General features: G+C 69.1%; 19 protein-coding genes. 10 read left to right on the top strand and 9 right to left on the bottom strand.

Annotated features, from left to right (window positions below):
• Window positions 1–154 precede the first annotated feature (154 nt).
• Together ACWFRB_RS10660 and ACWFRB_RS10655 are read left to right on the top strand one after the other, a co-directional pair.
• A complete protein-coding gene (locus ACWFRB_RS10660) occupies window positions 155–1123 on the top strand; it encodes a helix-turn-helix transcriptional regulator (protein WP_452640854.1) in 969 nt (322 codons plus the stop codon).
• A gap of 101 nt (window positions 1124–1224) precedes the next feature.
• On the top strand, window positions 1225–1833 hold the full coding sequence (locus ACWFRB_RS10655; RefSeq protein ID WP_452640852.1) for a TIGR03086 family metal-binding protein: 609 nt from the start codon (window positions 1225–1227) through the stop codon (window positions 1831–1833).
• Between the two features lie 99 nt (window positions 1834–1932).
• Here ACWFRB_RS10655 and ACWFRB_RS10650 read toward each other — a convergent pair whose 3' ends face one another.
• On the bottom strand, window positions 1933–2058 hold the full coding sequence (locus ACWFRB_RS10650; RefSeq protein ID WP_452640850.1) for a hypothetical protein: 126 nt from the start codon (window positions 2056–2058) through the stop codon (window positions 1933–1935).
• Window positions 2058–3491 (bottom strand): MFS transporter, encoded by a 1434-nt coding sequence (locus ACWFRB_RS10645; protein ID WP_452640848.1) that lies wholly within the window; start codon window positions 3489–3491, stop codon window positions 2058–2060. The genes ACWFRB_RS10650 and ACWFRB_RS10645 overlap by 1 nt, the downstream gene beginning before the upstream one ends.
• A gap of 186 nt (window positions 3492–3677) precedes the next feature.
• Here ACWFRB_RS10645 and ACWFRB_RS10640 point away from each other — a divergent pair, with 186 nt between their 5' ends.
• From ACWFRB_RS10640 to ACWFRB_RS10630, 3 genes are read left to right on the top strand one after another with little or no spacing between them, the layout of a single operon-like run.
• Entirely contained in the window at window positions 3678–3887 is a 210-nt protein-coding gene (locus ACWFRB_RS10640) for a heavy-metal-associated domain-containing protein (RefSeq protein WP_452640847.1), read from the top strand.
• Window positions 3888–3895: 8 nt separating this feature from the next.
• A complete protein-coding gene (locus ACWFRB_RS10635) occupies window positions 3896–4777 on the top strand; it encodes a hypothetical protein (RefSeq protein WP_452640845.1) in 882 nt (293 codons plus the stop codon).
• Between the two features lies 1 nt (window position 4778).
• Window positions 4779–7049 (top strand): heavy metal translocating P-type ATPase, encoded by a 2271-nt coding sequence (locus tag ACWFRB_RS10630; protein WP_452640844.1) that lies wholly within the window; start codon window positions 4779–4781, stop codon window positions 7047–7049.
• Between the two features lie 496 nt (window positions 7050–7545).
• Here the strand turns inward: ACWFRB_RS10630 and ACWFRB_RS10625 are convergent, their stop codons facing one another.
• The 4 genes from ACWFRB_RS10625 to ACWFRB_RS10610 all read right to left on the bottom strand — a co-directional run bounded on the left by ACWFRB_RS10625 (window position 7546) and on the right by ACWFRB_RS10610 (window position 10960).
• Entirely contained in the window at window positions 7546–7824 is a 279-nt protein-coding gene (locus ACWFRB_RS10625; RefSeq protein ID WP_452640842.1) for a hypothetical protein, read from the bottom strand.
• Window positions 7825–8364: 540 nt separating this feature from the next.
• Window positions 8365–8652 carry a hypothetical protein gene (locus ACWFRB_RS10620; protein ID WP_452640840.1) on the bottom strand — a complete coding sequence of 96 codons (288 nt, stop codon included), beginning with the start codon at window positions 8650–8652 and terminating at the stop codon, window positions 8365–8367.
• A gap of 194 nt (window positions 8653–8846) precedes the next feature.
• Window positions 8847–9761, bottom strand: a complete 915-nt coding sequence (rsmA, locus tag ACWFRB_RS10615) for a 16S rRNA (adenine(1518)-N(6)/adenine(1519)-N(6))-dimethyltransferase RsmA (protein WP_452640839.1) — start codon at window positions 9759–9761, stop codon at window positions 8847–8849.
• A gap of 71 nt (window positions 9762–9832) precedes the next feature.
• Window positions 9833–10960, bottom strand: coding sequence for a transglycosylase family protein (locus tag ACWFRB_RS10610; RefSeq protein WP_452640837.1), 1128 nt, complete (start codon window positions 10958–10960; stop codon window positions 9833–9835).
• 182 nt (window positions 10961–11142) lie between these two features.
• Here ACWFRB_RS10610 and ACWFRB_RS10605 point away from each other — a divergent pair, with 182 nt between their 5' ends.
• Window positions 11143–12600, top strand: a complete 1458-nt coding sequence (locus ACWFRB_RS10605) for an amino acid ABC transporter substrate-binding protein/permease (protein WP_452640836.1) — start codon at window positions 11143–11145, stop codon at window positions 12598–12600.
• Window positions 12597–13361, top strand: a complete 765-nt coding sequence (locus tag ACWFRB_RS10600) for an amino acid ABC transporter ATP-binding protein (protein ID WP_452640835.1) — start codon at window positions 12597–12599, stop codon at window positions 13359–13361. The genes ACWFRB_RS10605 and ACWFRB_RS10600 overlap by 4 nt, the downstream gene beginning before the upstream one ends.
• Before the next feature lie 89 nt (window positions 13362–13450).
• On the opposite strand, the gene ACWFRB_RS10595 is transcribed toward ACWFRB_RS10600, so the two are convergent.
• Together ACWFRB_RS10595 and ACWFRB_RS10590 are read right to left on the bottom strand one after the other, a co-directional pair.
• Complete coding sequence (locus ACWFRB_RS10595) at window positions 13451–13987, bottom strand: DUF6578 domain-containing protein (RefSeq protein ID WP_452640834.1); 537 nt, start codon at window positions 13985–13987, stop codon at window positions 13451–13453.
• A 44-nt stretch (window positions 13988–14031) separates the two neighbouring features.
• A complete protein-coding gene (locus ACWFRB_RS10590) occupies window positions 14032–14859 on the bottom strand; it encodes a TatD family hydrolase (protein ID WP_452640833.1) in 828 nt (275 codons plus the stop codon).
• Window positions 14860–14879: 20 nt separating this feature from the next.
• Here ACWFRB_RS10590 and metG point away from each other — a divergent pair, with 20 nt between their 5' ends.
• The 3 genes from metG (at window position 14880) to ACWFRB_RS10575 (ending at window position 18811) form a co-directional block, all read left to right on the top strand.
• The gene (metG, locus tag ACWFRB_RS10585; RefSeq protein ID WP_452640831.1) at window positions 14880–16460 is read left to right on the top strand and encodes a methionine--tRNA ligase; all 1581 of its coding nucleotides are present in this window, start codon (window positions 14880–14882) and stop codon (window positions 16458–16460) included.
• A 1-nt stretch (window position 16461) separates the two neighbouring features.
• Window positions 16462–17667 carry a DUF2786 domain-containing protein gene (locus ACWFRB_RS10580; RefSeq protein WP_452640830.1) on the top strand — a complete coding sequence of 402 codons (1206 nt, stop codon included), beginning with the start codon at window positions 16462–16464 and terminating at the stop codon, window positions 17665–17667.
• Between the two features lie 64 nt (window positions 17668–17731).
• Window positions 17732–18811 (top strand): DUF2786 domain-containing protein, encoded by a 1080-nt coding sequence (locus ACWFRB_RS10575; RefSeq protein WP_452640829.1) that lies wholly within the window; start codon window positions 17732–17734, stop codon window positions 18809–18811.
• Between the two features lie 6 nt (window positions 18812–18817).
• Here the strand turns inward: ACWFRB_RS10575 and ACWFRB_RS10570 are convergent, their stop codons facing one another.
• Window positions 18818–19741, bottom strand: coding sequence for a LysR family transcriptional regulator (locus ACWFRB_RS10570; RefSeq protein WP_452640827.1), 924 nt, complete (start codon window positions 19739–19741; stop codon window positions 18818–18820).
• Between the last annotated feature and the right edge of the window lie 30 nt (window positions 19742–19771).

The raw sequence follows: 19771 nt of genomic DNA, 5'->3' as shown, positions 1-19771 counted from the left end.
GGCCGGTTTCTCCGCCGCACGTCGGCCATCGCGATTGCCCCTCCCCCGAGTTCCTCGAGTGTTCCAGCAATCCACGCGATCGAAGGGGAGGTTGTCGGGACTCACCCGGCTAATGAGGACCACAACTGTCCGCATTCGCTGGCAGTGTGTAGCCATGCGGGAAACCTCGGCGAGACTGCTCCGACTGCTGTCGCTGTTGCAGATGCGGCGGGAATGGTCGGGCGCGGACCTGGCGGATCGGCTGGCCGTGACGCCACGGACGGTGCGCCGCGACGTGGACAAGCTGCGCGACCTGGGCTATCCGGTCAACGCGAGCGTTGGCGTCGGCGGCGGGTATCAGCTCGGCGCGGGCGCGGAGATGCCGCCGCTGCTGCTCGACGACGAGGAGGCGCTGGCCGTCGCTTTCGGGCTGCAGTCCGGCGCCACCGGATCGGTCGAGGGCCTCGGCGATTCGTCGCTGCGCGCACTGACCAAACTGCGGCAGGTGATGCCCTCGCGGCTGCGGCACCGCCTCGACGCGTTGCGGATCGATGTGGTGCCGCAGGGCGCGCCCCGGTCCGCGGTCGACGCGAAGGTGCTCTCCGCGATCGCCTCGCTCTGCCACGTGCACGAGCGGCTGCGCTTCGACTACCGCACCCCGGACGGCACCGAGAGCAGGCGGGAGGTCGAACCGCACCGCCTGGTCCGGGCCGGGGCGCGGTGGTACCTGGTCGCCTGGGACCTGACGCGCGAGGACTGGCGATCGTTCCGGGTGGACCGGATGACTCCAAAAACGCCCAGCGGGCCCAGGTTCACGCCGCGCGAGCTACCGGCAGGCGATGCCGCCGCGTTCGTCTCCCGCGGCATCAGCCGCGCGTTCAGCCAGGTCACGGCGCGGGTGCTGCTGAACGCCTCGATCGAGCAGATCACGCCGATGGTCGACGAGTTCTGGGGCGCGCTCGAGGCGGTCGACGACGGCCGGTGCGTGATCGAGCTCCGCGGCGACTCGGCCACCGGCATCGCGGGCTGGCTTGCTGCATTCGGCGTCGACTTCACGGTGCTCAGCCCGCCCGAGGTCCGCGAGGAGTGCCTGAGGCAGGCCGAGCACCACGCGATGCTCAGCGAGCGCTACCGCCGGAGCTGAACGCGCGGCGCCCCACCAGCCGTCTTTGCACCCCCTTGATCCGCACGCCGATCGCGTGGTCAAATAACCGCACGATCGTTCGTACACATAAAGGAGGGTTCATGGACCTGCGCGAGCACTACCTGGAGGCACTCACCCTGACGGGCGGGATCATCGACGGCCTCAGCGAACAACAACTCGATCTCCCGACTCCCTGCGACGAGTGGGACGTCCGTGCGGTGCTCTGCCACCTGAGCGCCAACGCTCGAGCGATGCGCTCCTACCTGTCCGGCACCGCCGACGACACCAGCGCGGGCCTGACCGGCGACGCCCCGCCCACTCCGGATCCCCATGCCGATTTCGGCTCTGCCGCACGCGAACTCACCTTCGTCCTGACCGACGACGCGGTTCTCGATCGGAGCGTTGCCCTCGCGCACTCGGGGACTGCGCCCGGCTCGGTCGCCATCGGCGTCCACTTCGTCGATGTCCTCACCCACGGCTGGGACCTGAGCAAGGCGATCGGCACCGACTACCGCCCCGCGGAACGCCGGGTGGCCACCGCACTGAAGTTCGCCGGTGGATATCCCGACTCGCCCGACATGCGCGGACCGGGCGCGTTGTTCGCCCCGGCCCGCGCCCTCGACCCGGACGCCCCCGCCCTCGACCGGCTGGCCGCCCTCCTCGGTCGCGATCCGCAGTGGGCCCCCGCGGCCACTCCCCGACTCCGATAACGCCTGCCGCCCTCAGCCATCGGGACGGCGGATGCTGACGCTCCTGCGCGGATTCTCGTCCCACAGGAGCGTCAGCGAGCACCCGATCGGTATCGGCGCTCAGCGAGCGTTACCGACGGAACGCCGATCCAGCCGGACCCGCAACGAGGCCAGCTGGCAGCCCGCCGCGCAGCGCAGCACGGCCCTGACCCTCGGGTCGTCCAGCAGGACCGCTCCCCGCGCCATCAGACCGCCACCGACTCGGTGTCCGGCGAGGCCGCGCGCGCGCCGCGCAGCGTCAGCCCGGCCAGGGCGGCGCCTGCCAACGCGACTGCCGCCGCCACCAGGAACGCAGCCGAGAACCCGTCTGTCAGGGCGCCGCGATCCCCGAGTTCGTTCGCCCCGAGCGCCGCTCCGACCGCCGTCGCGGCGGCCAGGCCCAGCGCGGAACCGAGCTGATAGCTGGTGTTGACGATGCCCGACGCCAGTCCACCCTCCTCCGGCCGCGCGCTGGAGATCGCGGTGCCGAGCGAGGGGATGAAGGCCAGTGCCATGCCGAGCGCCGAGACCAGCGACGCGGGCAGCACGTCGACCCAGAAGTTGCCGTCCGGGCGAACCATCGACAGCCAGGCCAGGCCCGCCGACAGCAGGATCAGGCCGGAAACCACCATCGACTTCGGCCCGAACCTCGCGATCAGCCGGGGCGCGAGCACGATCATGCCGATCATGATCAGCACCGTCATCGGGATGAGGGCTGCGCCGCTGGGGAACGCCGAGTAGCCGAGCACCTGCTGTAGATACAGGTTCAGGAAGAACCACATCGGGATCCACGCGGCCCCGAGCAGGAACTGCGCGAGATTGGCGGCGCCCAGGTTGGGGGTCCGGAAGATCGCGAGCCGGACCAGCGGTTCGCGCCGCCGGGACTGGATCAGCACGAACCCCGCGATCAGCACCGCGGCGGCGAGCAGGGTCCCCCACGTCTGCGCGGTGGCCCAGCCGACCTCAGGGGCTCGGACGATGCCGAAGACCGCCGCCCCGATGCCGAGGGTGACGGTGAGCGCACCGAGCACGTCGACGCTGCCGGTCGCGCCACCGCGGCCGCCGGGCAGCAGCGCGGGCGCCGCGACGAGCGCGATCACCGCGATCGGGATGTTGATGAAGAACACCCACGGCCACGAGGCGTACTCGGTGAGCAGTCCGCCAAGGAACACGCCCGCGGTTCCACCGGCCGGCGCCGCGGCGCCGTAGATGGCCAGCGCCCTGGTCAGCTCCCTCGGCGTGGACCCGAACAGCATCATCAGCAGGGTGAGCGCGGCGGGCGCGATCAGCGCGGCGCCTGCGCCCTGCACCGCCCGTCCGACCAGTTCGGTGGGCACGTCAGCGGCCAGGCCCGCGGCCGCCGACCCTGCCAGCAGGATGACCCAGCCGAGGCCGAACATCCGGCGGGCGCCGTACAGGTCGGACAGCCGTCCGCCCAGCAGCAGCATCCCCCCGAACATCACCACGTACGCGTTGAACACCCAGGTGAGATTCCCCTGATCGAAGCCGAGATCTTCGCGCATCTCCGGCAGGGCGACGCCGATGATCGACGTGTCCATGATGACCACGAACTGTGCGAGCGCAATCAACCCCAGCGCCAACCATTTTCGGGCCTGGGTGGGGTCCTGTATCCGATTCATCTCGTTCACTCCTTCTGATACTCCTGGCGACTGTCGCGGCGAATGCCGCGTCTGGTTTATACCCCCCAGGGGTATGACGCGCAACACTCGGACGGGACTTGCGCACACCTACCCCCCAGGGGTACCTTCGTCCATGCAAGAGCCCGTACCCCCCATCGGTATGGACACACACAGAGGGAGAACGACATGACCATCGCGAACTTCACCGTCACCGGCATGACCTGCGGCCACTGCGCGGGCTCGGTCCGCGCCGAGGTCGGCAAGCTCGGCGGGGTCACCGACATCGCGGTCGACGTATCCACCGGCCGGCTCACCGTCACCAGCGCCGCGCCGCTCGACGAATCGGCCGTGCTCGGCGCCGTCGACGAGGCCGGCTACTCGGCCACTCCCGCATAGGGACGGCCGTGAACACCCCGATCAAACTCGCCGCCTACGCCGGAGGGCTCGCCGTGATCTTCGCGGCGGCCCTCGGGCTGGGCGCGGCAACAGGAAGTCCGATCGACATGTCGAACACCCACGACACCACCGCCCACGGCGGACACGCTGACGCGGGCACCGCCGTCACCACCGCCCCCGCGGGCCTTCAGGTCTCCGAGCAGGGCTACACCCTGTCCGAGGTCACCGCGCCCGCGGAAGCCGACAGTCCCGGTGTGCTGAACTTCCGGATCCTCGGCCCGTCCGGCGCCGCTGTCACCGAGTACGACGAGCTGCACGAGAAGCAGCTGCACCTGATCGTGGTCCGCAGCGACACCAGCGAATTCCGCCACGTCCACCCGGTGCGGGCGGCGGACGGCACGTGGTCCATCGACTGGAGCTGGCCGAGGGGCGGCACCTACCGCGTGTTCGCCGACTTCCAGCCGGTCGGAGGTCCGCAGCTGACGCTCGGCCGCAATGTCGACGTCGCGGGTGACTTCGCCCCGGCCCCCCTGCCGCGGGAAACTCGGGTCGCCGAGGTGGACGGCTACCAGGTCACCCTGTCCGGCGACCTCAGAACGGCGGGGGGAGAACTGACCTTGGCCGTGGCCCGCGACGGGAAGCCGGTCACCGACCTGCAGCCCTACCTCGGCGCGTTCGGGCACCTGGTCGCGTTGCGCACCGGCGACCTCGCCTACCTGCACGTGCACCCACAGGGCGAGCCCGGCGACGGCGTCACCGCGCCCGGACCGGACGTCAGTTTCCACGCGCAGGCGCCGTCCGACGGAACCTACCGCCTGTTCCTCGACTTCCAACACGAGAACGTGGTCCGCACAGCGGAATTCACGGTCTCCACGCACGAAGGCCACTGACATGACCACCGAGTACCTCGCTCCCGAGACCACGGGCGCCGCCAGCATCGAGCTCGCCATCGGCGGGATGACCTGCGCCTCCTGCGCGGCCAGGATCGAGAAGCGGCTCAACAAGATGGAGGGCGTGACCGCCACCGTCAACTACGCCACCGAGAAGGCCAAGGTCGTCTTCGACCCCGCGGTCACCTCGGCCGACCTCGTCGCCGAGGTCGAGAAGGCGGGGTACTCGGCCACCGCTCCCCAGCCGCCCTCGGTCGACCGCGAGCGCGGCACCGATGCCGAGCCCGAGGACGAGCAGTCCCTGGCACTCGCCGCCCTGCGCACCCGGCTGATCGTCTCGGCGATCCTGTCCGTCCCCGTCATCGCGATGGCGATGATCCCGGCCCTGCAGTTCACCAACTGGCAGTGGCTCTCGCTCACGCTGGCCGCACCGGTCATCGTGTGGGCTGGGCTGCCGTTCCACAGGGCCACCTGGGCCAACCTCAAGCACGGCGCCGCCACGATGGACACCCTGATCACCATCGGCACCGGCTCGGCGTTCCTCTGGTCGCTGTACGCACTGTTCTTCGGCACCGCGGGCGAACCCGGGATGACGCACCCGTTCTCGCTGACGATCGGTCGTACCGACGGGGCCGCGAACATCTACCTCGAGGTCGCCGCGGGCGTCATCACCTTCGTGCTCGCGGGCCGCTACTTCGAGCAGCGTTCCAAGCGGCGGGCAGGGGCCGCCATGCGCGCACTGTTCGAGCTCGGGGCCAAGGAGGTCTCGGTGCTCCGCGGCGGGGTCGAGACCCGGATTCCGGCAACGGAACTCGCGGTCGGCGACCTGTTCGTGGTGCGGCCGGGAGAGAAGATCGCCACCGACGGCCAGGTCGTCGAGGGCCGATCAGCGGTGGACATGTCGATGCTGACCGGCGAATCCGTCCCGATCGAGGTCGCCGCGGGCGACGGGGTGGTCGGTGCGACCGTCAACGCCGGCGGCAGGCTCGTCGTCCGGGCAACCAGGGTCGGCGCCGACACGCAGCTGGCCCAGATGGCGGCCCTGGTCGAGGACGCACAGAACGGGAAGGCCCAGGTGCAGCGGCTCGCCGACACCATCGCCGGGGTCTTCGTGCCGATCGCCATCGCGATCGCCGTTGCGGCGCTTGGCTACTGGATCGGAACGGGCAACCCGCTGTCGGTCGCGTTCACCGCCGCGGTCGCGGTGCTCATCATCGCCTGCCCCTGCGCGCTCGGCCTCGCCACCCCGACGGCCCTGCTCGTCGGCACCGGGCGCGGCGCCCAGATGGGCATCCTGATCAAGGGACCCGAGGTGCTCGAGTCCACCCGCAAGGTGGACACCATCGTGCTGGACAAGACCGGCACGGTCACCACCGGCAAGATGACGCTGCAGGACGTGATCGTGGTCGAGTGCACCGACCGCGCCGAGGCGCTTCGCCTGGCCGGGGCCCTGGAGCACGCCTCCGAGCACCCGATCGCCAAGGCGATCGCGACCGCCGCCGCGGCCGACTCGACCGGTCCGCTGCCGTCGGTCGAGGGGTTCGAGAACGTCGAGGGCCGCGGTGTCCAGGGCATCGTGGACGGGCACGCCGTGGTCGCGGGCCGGACCTCGCTGCTCGAGGACTGGTCGCTGCACCTGCCGGCAGAACTGAGCGAGGCCAAGACGGCCGCCGAGAACGCGGGCAAGACCGCGATCGCGGTCGGCTGGGACGGCGCGGCGCGGGCCGTGCTGGTCGTCGCCGACGCGGTGAAGGACACCAGCGCCGAGGCGATCGCGCAGTTCAAGCGGCTGGGTCTCGAACCGGTGCTGCTGACCGGCGACAACGCGGCAGCCGCCAGGACCGTGGCCGACCAGGTCGGCATTGGCACGGTGCTGGCGGAGGTCATGCCTGCGGACAAGGTCGACGCCGTCAAGGAGCTGCAGTCCCGCGGGAAGGTGGTCGCGATGGTCGGCGACGGCGTGAACGATGCCGCCGCACTGGCCCAGGCTGACCTGGGACTGGCCATGGGCACCGGCACGGACGCGGCGATCGAGGCCAGCGACATCACGCTGGTTCGCGGCGACCTGCGCTCGGCCGCCGACGCGATCCGGTTGTCCCGCAAGACACTCGGCACCATCCGCGGCAACCTGTTCTGGGCGTTCGCCTACAACGCGGCGGCCATCCCGCTCGCCGCAGCGGGCCTGCTCAACCCCATGCTCGCCGGCGCCGCGATGGCGTTCTCGAGTGTGTTCGTGGTGAGCAACAGCCTGCGGCTGCGCCGGTTCAAGTAGAGGCAGCTTCGCTGCCTGTGTGAGCTGTGCACCCGGGTTGGGGTGCACAGCGCGCACAGGCGTGAAACTCGACTCAGCCTCACATCTGGTTGCAACCAGGGGTGCCAGGGCAGGGGGTGGCACTCCCACTTCCCAGCACGATGAACGGAAGGGCGATCAAGATACCGAGGGCTTGGAGGGGGTTCGCCATGACGTCATCCATTGATCCGGACGGAACGTCGGCGACGGATTCGGCCGGCAGGAGGGATCCGGTGGGTGCCGCGGACGCAGCACCTGACCCGGCAGCGAGGCCACCGACCAGCACGGCCGAAGCAACAATCATGGAAGCAAGACGACCTGCCGTGGAACTACGCATATCTCAAACTCCGATCAGTTTGTGATGGACATGACGCTTCGGCGGCATGGGATCTCACCGATCACACACCTGCCGCGCGTGGGTGTGTTCGTGGCGAGCAACAGCCTGCGACCGCGGCGGTTCAAGATCACCGAACGACCGTCACTGCTGATTTCCCGATGCGGGGCGATTGCTGGAACCAGTGCTGTAGGCAATTTCTGACAGCACATAGAGGGCCGCGCCGCCGACGGGGGTCATGAGGATCGCCGCGAGCGGGTCGGCAATCAGGTCGGGAATCTGGAAACTGGAAGATCCTGCGCCGGGAGCGGCCGATCCCGAGGGGGCCGCGATCGCCACGGTCGATCCGGCGGCGATGCCACCGACCAGCACGCCGGACGCGACAACAAGAGATGCGATACGACGCGTATTGGGACCAAGCATTCAAGCGCTCCAATCATCTGTAGAGCTCGCACCTGTCGCGATGCTCCCCCGGGACGCCGACACCATGCTGCTCGTCCGGCGCCGCGCAAACATACATCTCGGGGTTCGGGCGGGCGCAGGAATTCGAATATAGTTGCCACACTCTGCAATTGGTTGAACACTACGCATTGCGGGCGGAGGCCCGCCGCGACCGGCCTGCGCCGACTGGCGCTCTCCAGCATCGCCTGCCGAGACAGCCTTGGTGCTGCGTCGGTTCCGGTCGGCGGCTTCGCTTCGGGTCCTAATACACGGTTCGCGACACCGTACCGACAACGATCAAGCCCGCTGCGGAAATTCGTACATTGTTGCCGCACTTGTCGATTCGTTCAACACAACGGACTATCGACGGAATCTGCCACGCCCCAGCCGCCTGTCACGCGATGGAGTCCAGCGACTCGGCTGCGATCACGTGACCAAGGCTGCGACATCAGCGGCCAATGCGCCGCCCGTGCGGAGCAGCGCGGCCCGAGCGCAGGCACACACCGGGCCGCGACGGTTTCCCTACTGGATCATGCAACCGTAGGGGGCGAAGTTACATGCCTCATAACTTCCGCCAAAATAGGAGAGCAGGACGAGCGGAGCGCCGAGCACCCCGTACTTGTTCTCGTAGAGGGGAAGGTTCTCCACACCATCCAGGGATCCGGTGGAAGTGGCGGCGACGGATTCGGCCGGCAAGAGGGATCCGGCGGGCGCCGCGGACGCGGCACCGGACCCGGCGGCGAGGCCGCCGGCCAGCGCTGCCGAGACGAGAACCGTAGCTGCGAGACGACGCATCGCGGGACGAGGCATGTACGAACTCCATTCGGTGACGAGGATTGGGTCGCGCGTCGGCGGGGTCGACCGCACCGATACCGAGCACGTTCCGCATCACCGTACAGATGAAGGGGTAGCCCCGTCCGAAGTTCCGCATACTGTTGCCACACTTGGCAATTCGTTAAACGCAACCGATCCCGGATGGGGCCTGTTCCGATGTCAGTGCCGCGTCATCCGATCGGGCCGAGCGGCTCGACCCCCGCCAGGCGCACATAGGCGGCCGCGTCGAGCGTCTCGCCGCGGGCAGACGGGTCGATACCCGCCGCCACCAGTCGGCGCTCGGCCTCGGCGGGCGAGCCCGCCCAGGTCGCGAGCGCGGCGCGGAGCGTCTTGCGTCGCTGCGCGAAGGCGGCATTGACCACGGCGAACACCCGATGCCGATGCCCCTCGTCGAGCGACCACGGCGGTTCGGCGTAGCGGTCCACCCGCACCAGCCCGGACTCCACCTTCGGCACCGGCCAGAACACCTGGCGGCCGACGGCACCCGCGCGCCGGACATCGCCGAAGAACCGGGCCTTGACGCTTGGCACCCCGTAGATCTTGTTGCCGGGCACCGCGGCGAGCCGGTCCGCGACCTCGGCCTGCACCATCACCAGGGCGGTGCGCAGGCTCGGGAACTCGGAGAACAGGTGCAGCAGCACAGGCACGGCGACGTTGTACGGCAGGTTCGCGACCAGCGCCGTCGGCGCGGCGGGCAAGTCCGCGGGCATCACCTTCATGGCGTCGGCGCCCACCACGGTGAGCCGGTCCGCGAGCTCCGGAGCCCGCTCAGCCGCCGTCGTCGGGAGCCGGGCGGCAAGCACCGGGTCGATCTCCACCGCGATCACCGAGTCGACCACGTCCATCAGCGCGAGGGTCAGCGAGCCCAGTCCTGGGCCGACCTCGAGCACCACGTCATCGCGGCCGACGCCTGCCGTGGTCACGATGCGGCGCACGGTGTTGGCGTCGTGCACGAAGTTCTGGCCGAGCTGCTTGGTGGGCCGCACACCCAGCTCTTCGGCGAGCGCGCGCACCTCGACGGGGCCGAGCAGCGCGGCCTGGCCGCGCGGGTTCCCCTCGGCGGGGTCCACCTCGGGGCTGGTCACAGGGGGTTCACCTCGGGGTTTGTCACGAGATGAACCTATCGCCTCTGCCGAGCTGCCGCGAAATCCGACACTCAGCGCATTCCGAGGCGGGACGTGCAGGACGGCCACGCGCCCCAGCCCTGGGTCGCCTGCGTCCTGCTCGCGATGGCGATCTGCTCCTCGCGGGTGGCCAGGTCGGCGCGCGGTGCGTACTTCAGTCCGCCCTGCCGCTCCCAGGTGTTCTGGTCGAACTGCACGCCGCCGTAGAAGCCATTGCCGGTGTTGATGTGCCAGTTGCCTGTCGCCTCGCACTGCGCGAGCGCGTCCCAGGTGGCGCCGTTGCTCACGGGCGGCACCTCGGTGCCGGGCTTTGCGCCGACCCGGACCACCTTCGGCTGGGCAGGGGTGGTGACGACGGCGTCGAGCTGCTGGCGGCCGGTCTCGGCGCCGTTGACCTTGGTGATCGCGAACGTCACGTCGTGCACGCCGGGGGCGCCGGGGTTCTCCACGACGGTCCGGCTCATGTTCATCGTCGGGTCCTCGATGCGCTGGTCCGGCGGCGCAAGCGGCAGCGTCTCGGTCACGTTCTCGGTGCGCGTGCGGGTGACCGCGACCTGCATGCCGTCCGTGATCTTGGTGTCAGCCGTGGGCATTACGGTGTCCGCCTGCTCGAGCGGGACGCCCTTGGCGGCCAGCAGCTCACCAACGGTCGGCGCGGCCAACCGGATCTCGGCCGCCGGGGCCGCGCCGTCGATCAGGCTGACGAGCTTGGGGCTCACCACGTCGAGCGCGGCGCCGTCGAGCGGGAGACGCTGCGAGCGGGAGGCGGAGACGTGCACGTCCGCCTCGAGCCGCTGCTGCTGCAGTGCCTCGTCCACCGTCAGCGCGGTGGTCCAGATGGTGCGCGGCTCGCCGTCGACGGTGAGCGCGAGCTCACGGGCGCGACGCAGCACGACCGTCGACCCGTCGGCTACGGCGGAGTCGGCGGCGGGCGCCACCACGTCCTTGTCCCCGACCGAGTAACCGGCGTCGGCGAGGACGTCGACCACCTCGGTGCTCATCGTGCTCAACGCGATCGTCTCCCCGTCGACGTCCACGGTGACCGTCTTGTGGCGGAACACCGCGAGCAGTCCACCCGCGATCAGGGTGAGGAGCAGGGCCCCGACGACCACGCGTAGGAGCGGGGAGTTGGCGTTGTTGATCCGAGCAAAAGGTGACACGAGGAGTCCTGGGGGCCGACGGTCGTCGGGGGTGTTCCCGACGCGGTTCGATCACAGTACGGTAACGAGCATGGAGACTCCTGGCAACCGCGAGGCTCTGACCAGTGCAAATGAAGGTCTCAAATCGGTACACAGGGCTGAGTAGTTTGCTCATGCAATCGTGACCAGGAATGCTCACGCGGATGCGTACACAATCGCGCCGAAGACTCGACCGACTACCCGTCGTGATCGGCCTCCTCGCCCTGCTCGCCCTCGTCCTCGGAGCCGGAACCGCCAACGCGCAATCCGACCCCGACAAGACCTACGTCGTCGCCACCGACGTGACGTTCGCCCCGTTCGAGTTCCAGAACGAGCAGGGCGACTTCGTCGGCATCGACATGGACCTGCTCAAGGCCATCGCCGAGGACCAGGGATTCCGGTACCAGGTCAAGCCGCTCGGCTTCAACGCCGCCGTGCAGGCGCTGCAGTCGCGCCAGGTCGACGGCGTCATCGCAGGCATGTCGATCACCGACGAGCGCAAGCTGGTCTTCGACTTCTCCGATCCGTACTTCGACTCCGGCGTCCAGATGGCGGTCGCGAAGTCGAACGACGACATCGAGTCCTACGAGGACCTCAGGGGCAAGCGGGTCGCGATCAAGACCGGCACCGAGGGCGCGATGTTCGCCGAGTCCATCAAGGACAAGTACGGCTTCACCACCGTCACCTTCGACGACTCCGCCAGCATGTACGACGACGTCAAGACCGGTAACTCGGTCGCGGTGTTCGACGACTACCCGGTGCTGCTGTACGGCATCGCGCAGGGCAACGGCCTCAAGGCGGTCGGCGAGAAGGAGGCGGGCAACTCCTACGGGTTCGCGGTCTCCAAGGGCCAGAACGCCGAGCTGCTCGAGAAGTTCAACGCCGGACTCGCGAACCTGCGCGCCAGCGGCCAGTACGACAAGATCCTCGACACCTACCTCGGCGAGGGGGCGCAGGAGGCCCAGGGCGGGAACAACTTCTTCTCGCTCCTCAAGGACACCTACCCGCAGCTGCTCAAGGGCCTGTGGATGACCATCGTGCTGACCGTGGTGTCGCTGGCGATCGCGCTGGTGCTCGGCCTGGTCTTCGGGTTCTTGCGGGTCTCGCACAGCAAGTTCCTGCGCGCGATCGGCGTCACCTACGTGGACATCTTCCGCGGGACCCCGCTGCTGGTGCAGGCATTCTTCATCTACTTCGGCATCCCGGCCGCGCTCGGCTTCCAGATGCCGGCGTTCACCGCGGGCGTGATCACCCTGAGCCTGAACGCGGGCGCCTACATCACCGAGATCATCCGCGGCGGCATCCAGTCCGTCGACAAGGGCCAGATGGAGGCCTCCCGCAGCCTCGGCATGAACTACATGGCCTCGATGCGCAAGGTGGTGCTTCCGCAGGCGGTGCGCACTATGATGCCGTCGTTCGTCAACCAGGCGGTCATCACCCTCAAGGACACCTCGATCCTGTCGGTGATCGGCATCGCAGAGCTCACCCAGACCGGCAAGATCATCATCGCGAGGAACTTCGAGTCCTTCAACATGTGGCTGATCGTCGGCATCTTCTACTTCGTCATCATCATGGCGCTGACCAAACTGTCCGACCGGCTCGAAAAGAGGATCAACGCATGACGGAGTCGTCAGCGGCGCCGGTTGCGTCGCCCACCACCAAGATTCAGGTCTCCGGCCTCAAGAAGGCGTACGGGGACAACGAGGTGCTCAAGGGCATCGACGTGGACATCGCCAACGGCGAGGTGGTCTGCGTGATCGGGCCCTCGGGGTCCGGCAAGAGCACGTTCCTGCGCTGCCTGAACAAGCTCGAGGACATCACCGGCGGCACGGTGATCGTCGACGGCTACGACCTGACCGACAAGAAGGTCGACATCGACAAGGTGCGCCAGCACATCGGGATGGTGTTCCAGCACTTCAACCTCTTCCCGCACATGACCGCGCTGGAGAACGTGATGCTGGCGCCGGTGCAGACCAAGCGCGCCACCAAGGAGGAGGCCAGGGCCACCGCGCAGCGACTGCTCGAGCAGGTGGGTCTCGGCGAGAAGGCGAACGCCAAGCCCGCCAACCTGTCCGGCGGGCAGAAGCAGCGCGTGGCGATCGCCCGGGCGCTGGCCATGAACCCGGACATCATGCTGTTCGACGAGGCCACCAGCGCGCTCGACCCGGAGATGGTCGGCGAGGTGCTGCAGGTGCTGCGCGACCTCGCCGATCAGGGCATGACGATGGTCGTGGTGACCCACGAGATGGGCTTCGCCCGCGAGGTGTCCGACCGGGTGATCTTCATGGCCGACGGGTTCGTCGTCGAGGAGGGCACCCCCGCGGAGCTGTTCGGGAACCCGCAGCACCCGCGCACCCAGGACTTCCTCAAGAAGGTGCTGTAGGCCGAGCGCGCGCCGCTCGCCGAGTGTGCAGCTATCGTCGGTCGCTCTCGGGCGATGCCTCGATAACCGCACACTCGGCGGCTGCTGTGTCAGCCCGGGACCGCCAGCTCCACCACCACCCCGGTCTGCTTGTGGCAGTCCATGCCGGAGACGAAGCTCCCGCTGCCGCCGAACCAATTGGGGCTCTTCGAGATCGGGGTCCGCACCGCGGTCCCGGGGAGCGGGCACCACGCGCCGATCTCGTTCTCGCGGTACAGCTCGTCCAGCAGGTACACACCCAGGACGGAGCCGGTGGTGCTGTCGAATCCATCCGGTACATCGGCGCCGTGCACCGTCCCCCACAGCCGGCCGCGTAGCCCGGTGGGGTGGTCGGACAGGTCGTCGGGCGCGTCTCGCCAGTAGGCGCTGACGCCCCCGGCGGTGAGCTTGCGGCCGATCCGATCCCAGCGGACCGGCCGGTGGAAGGTCTCCGGCTCGGTGTCGCCCGCGGTGTAGGCGAGCACCCACGTCGCCTCTCGGCCCACCTCGGGCGGAGGGGCACAGCACTCGATCTCCCAGGCCGCGACGTACACGTCGATGACGTCGACGCCGCGGTCGACGGGAGTCGAATTCGTGAACCCGTGCATTCGTCGCTTACCTGTGCGGCCCAATCTACTCGCCGAGCGGAAGGCTAGATCCGGTACACGCGGCGGGCGGTCGCCGTCGAGGCCCGCGCCAGCTCGAGCGGATCCTGGCCGCGCGTGTGTGCCAGCGCTCGGACCGTGTACGGCAGGCAGTACGGCTCGTTCGGTGCGCCGCGGAACGGGTGCGGGGTGAGGAACGGCGCGTCGGTCTCGACGATCAGCTGGTCGTCGGGCACCAGCTTCGCGGCCTCGTGCAGCTCGCGCGCGTTCCGGAAGCTGACCGTGCCGGAGAAGCTGAGCACGTAGCCCTCCTCCACACATGCCATCGCCATGTTCGCGTCGGACGAGAAGCAGTGGAAGATGACCGTCTCCGGCGCACCCTCGTCGAGCAACACCGCCAGCAGATCGTGATCCGCCTCCCGGTTGTGGATCATCAGCGGCTTGCGCAGCCGCTTGGCCAGATCGATGTGCCAGCGGAATCCCTCGACCTGCTCCTCGACGGTGGCGCAGCCCTCGAGCTTGCCCGGCCAGTAGTAGTCGAGCCCGGTCTCCCCCACCGCGACCGTCCGCGGATCGCCCGCGAGGCGCTCGATCTCGGCCTTTGTCGCGTCGTCGAGAACGTTCGCCCTGGTCGGATGGATGGCGGTCGCCGCGTACACGCGCGGATCCCAGTTCGCGGCGTCCACCGCGAACCGTGCGGCGGCCAGATCGTCGGCCACCGTGACCACGCGACCGACGCCGACCCGCTCCGCGCGGTCGACGATCTCGGCCACCGACGCGGCGTCGGTGGCGCCGCACGCGTCGAGGTGGGTGTGTGAGTCGATCAGGGGCTCGAGCGGCTCTGGCAGGTCCGGGGCCGGACGGTCTCTTGGCACGCAGATAGAGTAGGCGCACCATGACTGTGTCACCCGCACCCAGCCGCCCCGAAGCCAGCCGACCGCCGTTCTACATGACCACGGCGATCGCGTACCCGAACGGCGCCCCGCACGTCGGCCACGCGTACGAGTACATCGCCTCGGACGCCATCGCGCGCTTCAAGCGTCTCGACGGGTTCGACGTGTTCTTCATGACCGGCACGGACGAGCACGGCCAGAAGATGCAGCAGACCGCGGCCAAAGAGGACATCAGCGTCCAAGAGCTCGCGACCAGGAACTCCGACGTGTTCCAGGCGATGGACAAGACCCTCGGCATCTCCTACGACCGGTTCATCCGGACCACCGATGAGGACCATCAGGTCGCGTGCCAGGCGATCTGGGAGCGCATGGTCGAGGCAGGCGACATCTACCTCGACACCTACGCGGGCTGGTACTCGGTCCGCGACGAGGCCTTCCACACCGAGGCCGAGACCACCCTGCTCGAGGACGGCACACGCACCTCGACACTGACGGGCACCCCCGTGGTGTGGACGGAGGAGTCCAACTACCTCTTCCGGCTCTCCGCGTACCAGGACAAGCTCCTCGCGCTGTACGAGTCGCAGCCCGAGTTCATCGCCCCCGACACCAGGCGCAACGAGATCGTCAGCTTCGTCAAGGGCGGCCTCAAGGACCTGTCCATCTCGCGGACCACCTTCGACTGGGGCGTTCCGGTGCCGGGCAACCCCGAGCACGTCATGTACGTGTGGGTCGACGCCCTCACCAACTACCTCACCGGCCTCGGCTACCCCGACGTCGAGTCGGAGGCGTTCACCAAGTTCTGGCCTGCGGATCTGCACATCATCGGCAAGGACATCAGCCGCTTCCACACGGTGTACTGGCCTGCGTTCCTGATGTCCGCCGGCCTGGAGCTGCCGAAGCGCGTCTTCGTGCACGGGTTCCTGTACAACAAGGGCGAGAAGATGTCGAAGTCGGTCGGCAATGTCGTCGACCCGCTCCAGATGGTGGAGCAGTACGGCCTCGACGCGCTCCGCTTCTTCCTGCTGCGGGAGATCTCGTTCGGCCAGGACGGCAGCTACAGCCACGAGTCCATCGTCACCCGGATGAACGCGGACCTCGCGAACGAGCTGGGCAACCTCGCGCAGCGTTCGCTGACGATGGTCGCGAAGAACTGCGACGCCCAGGTCCCCACCCCCGGCGACCTCACCGACGACGACAGCGCGCTGCTGGCCAAGGCCGACGCCCTCCTCGAGGCCGTGCGCGCCGACTTCGACAAGCAGGCGCTGCACCAGGCGCTCGAGGCGATCTGGCATGTGCTCGGCGAGACGAACCGCTACTTCTCGCAGCAGGAGCCGTGGGTGCTCCGCAAGACCGACCCGGCCCGGATGGCGACGGTGCTCTACGTGACCCTCGAGGTCGTGCGCATCGTCGGGATCCTGGTCCAGCCGGTGATGCCGGACTCCGGGGCGAAAATCCTGGACCTGCTCGGGCAGGACGAGGACGCCCGCGACTTCGCCCGTCTCGGCGTGCGGATCGAGGCGGGCAACCCGCTGCCCGCGCCCTCGCCGGTGTTCCCCCGGTACGTGGAGCCCGAAACCGCCTGACATGGGTGTGCCCGACGACGGCCGACCGGCGTCCGAGGCCGCGGCGCTCCTCGACGCGCTCGCGGGCGCCTACGAGCGAGGTTGGCAACCCGCGGACCTGCTGCACCTGACCCGCAGGTCCGCCGAGTCGCCGCCCGCCCTCGCCGCGGCCGTGCTGCTGTACGAGGCGCGGCTGAGCGGTGCGGCGGATCGGGCGCCGAGGGAGTGGTCCGATCAGCTGCACGCCATCGCGGAGCTGTACCCGGACCAGGCTCGTCTGGCGGACCGGACGCCGGTCACCGACCTGCGGGGCGGGCACCTCGCGGGCGCCCTGACCGCCGGACGGTCGGGCTTCCTGGGATACCAGATGTCCGAGCTGGCCGCGGAGTGGAACCGGTTGTCGGACTGGATGATCCTCCTGCCCCTGCCGTCGCAGTGGCCGCCAGAAGGCGAGGCCCCGTCAGCGCAGGGGTCGCACCCCGGCACGGAACCCGACGCGGCGGCCGCGGAACCCGCGACCACCGTGGATGCCAAGGTGTTGGGCCGGATCCGGGGGCTGCTCGCCAAGGCGGAGCGCACCGAGTTCGCGGAGGAGGCCGAGGCATTCACCGCGAAGGCACAGGAACTGATGACGCGGTACGCGATCACCGCCGCCCTGCTGCGGTCACGCGCCCACGCGGGCGGGACCGTGGTGCACAGCCGCCGGTTTCACTTCGAGAATCCGTACCTGAAGGAGAAGGTGCACCTGCTGACCGCGATCGGCGACGCCAACCGGGTGCGCACCGTCCTGTTCGGCGACCTCGACATCGCCACCGCAGTCGGGACCCCGGTCGATCTACAGCAGGTCGACCTGCTGTTCACCTCGCTGCTCGTCCAGTCGGCCCGCGCCCTGCAGTCCGGCGCCGCGGAGGGCCGCAGTGGTGCGCGCACCACCGGGTTCCGGAAGGCCTTCCTCGCCGGGTTCGCCAGCCGGATCGGGCAGCGACTGCGCGATGCCGACGCCAAGGCGACCGAGGCGGCGGCCGCCGAGGAATCCATCGCGCTGAGCGATCTGCTGCCGGTCCTCGCCACCACCTCCGCGGCGGTCGACGCCGAGTTCACCCGGCTGTTCCCCAGCACCAGAACGGCAAGGGCCAGGTCGGTGGACGCCAGGGGCTGGCATGCCGGGCGGGCCGCTGCGGACAACGCATCGCTGGCCAAGGGTGAGCGCGCCATCAGGCGCAAGTAGCGGCAGAACCCACCCCCGACCTGCAACGGGAATACGTGTCGGACCCCCGGTGCACACTGTCGCCATGAGCGATAATCGAACACATATTCGACAGATGCCCGCCGTCGACGCGCTCGCCAAGGCGTACGAGCGCGGCTGGCAGCCCGCCGACGTCATCCACGTCACCAGGCGCGCGCTCGACGCCGCGCTGACCCCCACCGCGGCGGCGCTGGTCCTGGAGGAATCTCGACGAAGCCGCGCGTGGTCGAGGGCCCCTCAGCAGTGGCTCGACCAGCTGCGCGCGATCGCGGACGCGCATCCATGGGCGGCGACCACCGCGACGGTCGACCCGACGCACGCCCGATCGCTCGGGTTTCTCTGGCAGCACCTGGGTCCATGGACGGCACTGTGCCCGCCGCCCTCGGCCTGGCCGCGGCAGCGAAGCGAGACGACGACTCGGCCCGCACACCCGGCAGATCCGAAGGTGTTGAACAAGATTCGCGGACTGCTCACCAAGGCCGAGAGCACCGAGTTCACCGAGGAGGCCGAAACCCTCACGGCCAAGGCCCAGGAGCTGATGACCCGATACGCGATCAGCTCCGCACTGCTCGAGACCGGCGAGCCCGGCGTCGGCGTCACCGTGCACAGCAGGAGAGTCCACCTCGACAACCCGTACGTCAAGCAGAAGGCCCTGCTGCTCACCATGATCGGCCATGCCAATCATGTTCGGACCCTCTACAACTCACGAATGGCCACCGCCACGATGGTCGGCGCTGCCGTCGACCTCGAACAGGTCGAGATGCTGTTCACCTCGCTACTCATCCAGGCGACGAGGGCTATGAGCAAGGCGGGCGAGGACGGTTCGCGTTCCACATCGTTCCGCAAGGCCTTCCTGTTCGGTTTCGCCATCCGGATCGGTCAACGACTGACCGAGGCGGACAAGGCCGCGACCGCACGGGTGGTGGTCGACGCCGAAGTCCGGTTCGGGGACCTGCTCCCCCTCCTCGCGGGGCGCGCGGCAGCGGTGAAGGCCGAGGTGGACCGCCTGTTCGGTCCGACCAAGACGTGGCAGCATTCCGCGGTCGATCCGCGGGGTGTGCTGGCCGGACGGTCGGCGGCCGATGCGGCGACGCTGTCGGCGGGCGGACAGGCGATCGCGGGGTGAAGCGGATCAGAGGCGCGTGAGCCCGTGCGTCCCTTCCGCGACCATGTCGTCGACGACCGCAATCAGCATGTCCTGCATCGCGCGCGCGGCGTGGGTCGGTTGCACGTCGGCCCGGCGGGCCAGGGATATGGTGCGGCTGAGCTCGGGCGCTTTCAGCCGTACCGGGCGCAAGCCGGGCCGGTGGGCCGCCACCAGCGAGGGCACCACGGCCACGCCGAGACCCCGCTCGACGAACCGCAGCACCCCCTCCATCTCCGCGCCCTCCACCGCGACCCGCGGCGTCAGCCCGGCCTGCTGAAACGCGGCGTCGGTGACCGCACGCAGGTCGTATCCGCGGTGGAACATCACCAGGGGGGAGCTCGCGAGTTCGTCGAGCGTCAGGGCGCCTCGCCGGGTGAGCGGATCGGCGGCGGCCGAGGACACCACGACCAGGTCCTCCCGCAGCAGCGGAGTGACCTCGAGCGCCGCCTCGTCGCGGTCGGTGTTGGAGACGATCAACGCCATGTCGACCAGTCCGCCGGTCAACGCGTCGACCAACGAGCGCGATCCACTTTCGTTCACGTTCAACGCAATACCCGAGTATGTCGCGAGATAGCGCTCGAGAAGGTCCGCGACGAGACTGACACACAGGCTCGGCGGCGCACCCAAACGCACCCGCCCGCGCCGCAACCCGGTCAGCTCGGCGATCTCCCGGTACGCGAGCTCCTCGTCCGCGAGCATCCTCGTCGCCAGCGGCAGCAGCGCCTCGCCCGCCGCGGTCAGTGCGATGTTCCCGCGTGCGCGGTGAAACAGGCTGGCGCCCAAGCCCTTCTCCAGCGCCAGGATCTGCCTGCTCAGGGACGGCTGCGCCAGGTGCACCTCGCGAGCGGCCTTGGTGAAATGCCCGGTGCGTGCGACGGCGAGGAAGCAGGCGAGCTGCGTCAGGGTCATATCTATACGTTTAGCGCATCGAGACGACCC

This window comes from Rhodococcus sp. NPDC055112 (assembly GCF_053607505.1).
This window is presented reverse-complemented; position numbering and strand designations above follow the sequence as displayed.

Coding starts and splice junctions, on each gene's coding strand:
- metG (WP_452640831.1), top strand. CDS start 14,880: ATGACTGTGTCACCCGCACCCAGCCGCCCCGAAGCCAGCCGACCGCCG.
- ACWFRB_RS10630 (WP_452640844.1), top strand. CDS start 4,779: ATGACCACCGAGTACCTCGCTCCCGAGACCACGGGCGCCGCCAGCATC.
- ACWFRB_RS10660 (WP_452640854.1), top strand. CDS start 155: ATGCGGGAAACCTCGGCGAGACTGCTCCGACTGCTGTCGCTGTTGCAG.
- ACWFRB_RS10570 (WP_452640827.1), bottom strand. CDS start 19,741: ATGACCCTGACGCAGCTCGCCTGCTTCCTCGCCGTCGCACGCACCGGG.
- ACWFRB_RS10655 (WP_452640852.1), top strand. CDS start 1,225: ATGGACCTGCGCGAGCACTACCTGGAGGCACTCACCCTGACGGGCGGG.
- ACWFRB_RS10575 (WP_452640829.1), top strand. CDS start 17,732: ATGAGCGATAATCGAACACATATTCGACAGATGCCCGCCGTCGACGCG.
- ACWFRB_RS10595 (WP_452640834.1), bottom strand. CDS start 13,987: ATGCACGGGTTCACGAATTCGACTCCCGTCGACCGCGGCGTCGACGTC.
- ACWFRB_RS10645 (WP_452640848.1), bottom strand. CDS start 3,491: ATGAATCGGATACAGGACCCCACCCAGGCCCGAAAATGGTTGGCGCTG.
- ACWFRB_RS10580 (WP_452640830.1), top strand. CDS start 16,462: ATGGGTGTGCCCGACGACGGCCGACCGGCGTCCGAGGCCGCGGCGCTC.
- ACWFRB_RS10625 (WP_452640842.1), bottom strand. CDS start 7,824: ATGCTTGGTCCCAATACGCGTCGTATCGCATCTCTTGTTGTCGCGTCC.
- ACWFRB_RS10650 (WP_452640850.1), bottom strand. CDS start 2,058: ATGGCGCGGGGAGCGGTCCTGCTGGACGACCCGAGGGTCAGGGCCGTG.
- ACWFRB_RS10600 (WP_452640835.1), top strand. CDS start 12,597: ATGACGGAGTCGTCAGCGGCGCCGGTTGCGTCGCCCACCACCAAGATT.
- ACWFRB_RS10605 (WP_452640836.1), top strand. CDS start 11,143: ATGCGTACACAATCGCGCCGAAGACTCGACCGACTACCCGTCGTGATC.
- ACWFRB_RS10640 (WP_452640847.1), top strand. CDS start 3,678: ATGACCATCGCGAACTTCACCGTCACCGGCATGACCTGCGGCCACTGC.
- ACWFRB_RS10620 (WP_452640840.1), bottom strand. CDS start 8,652: ATGCCTCGTCCCGCGATGCGTCGTCTCGCAGCTACGGTTCTCGTCTCG.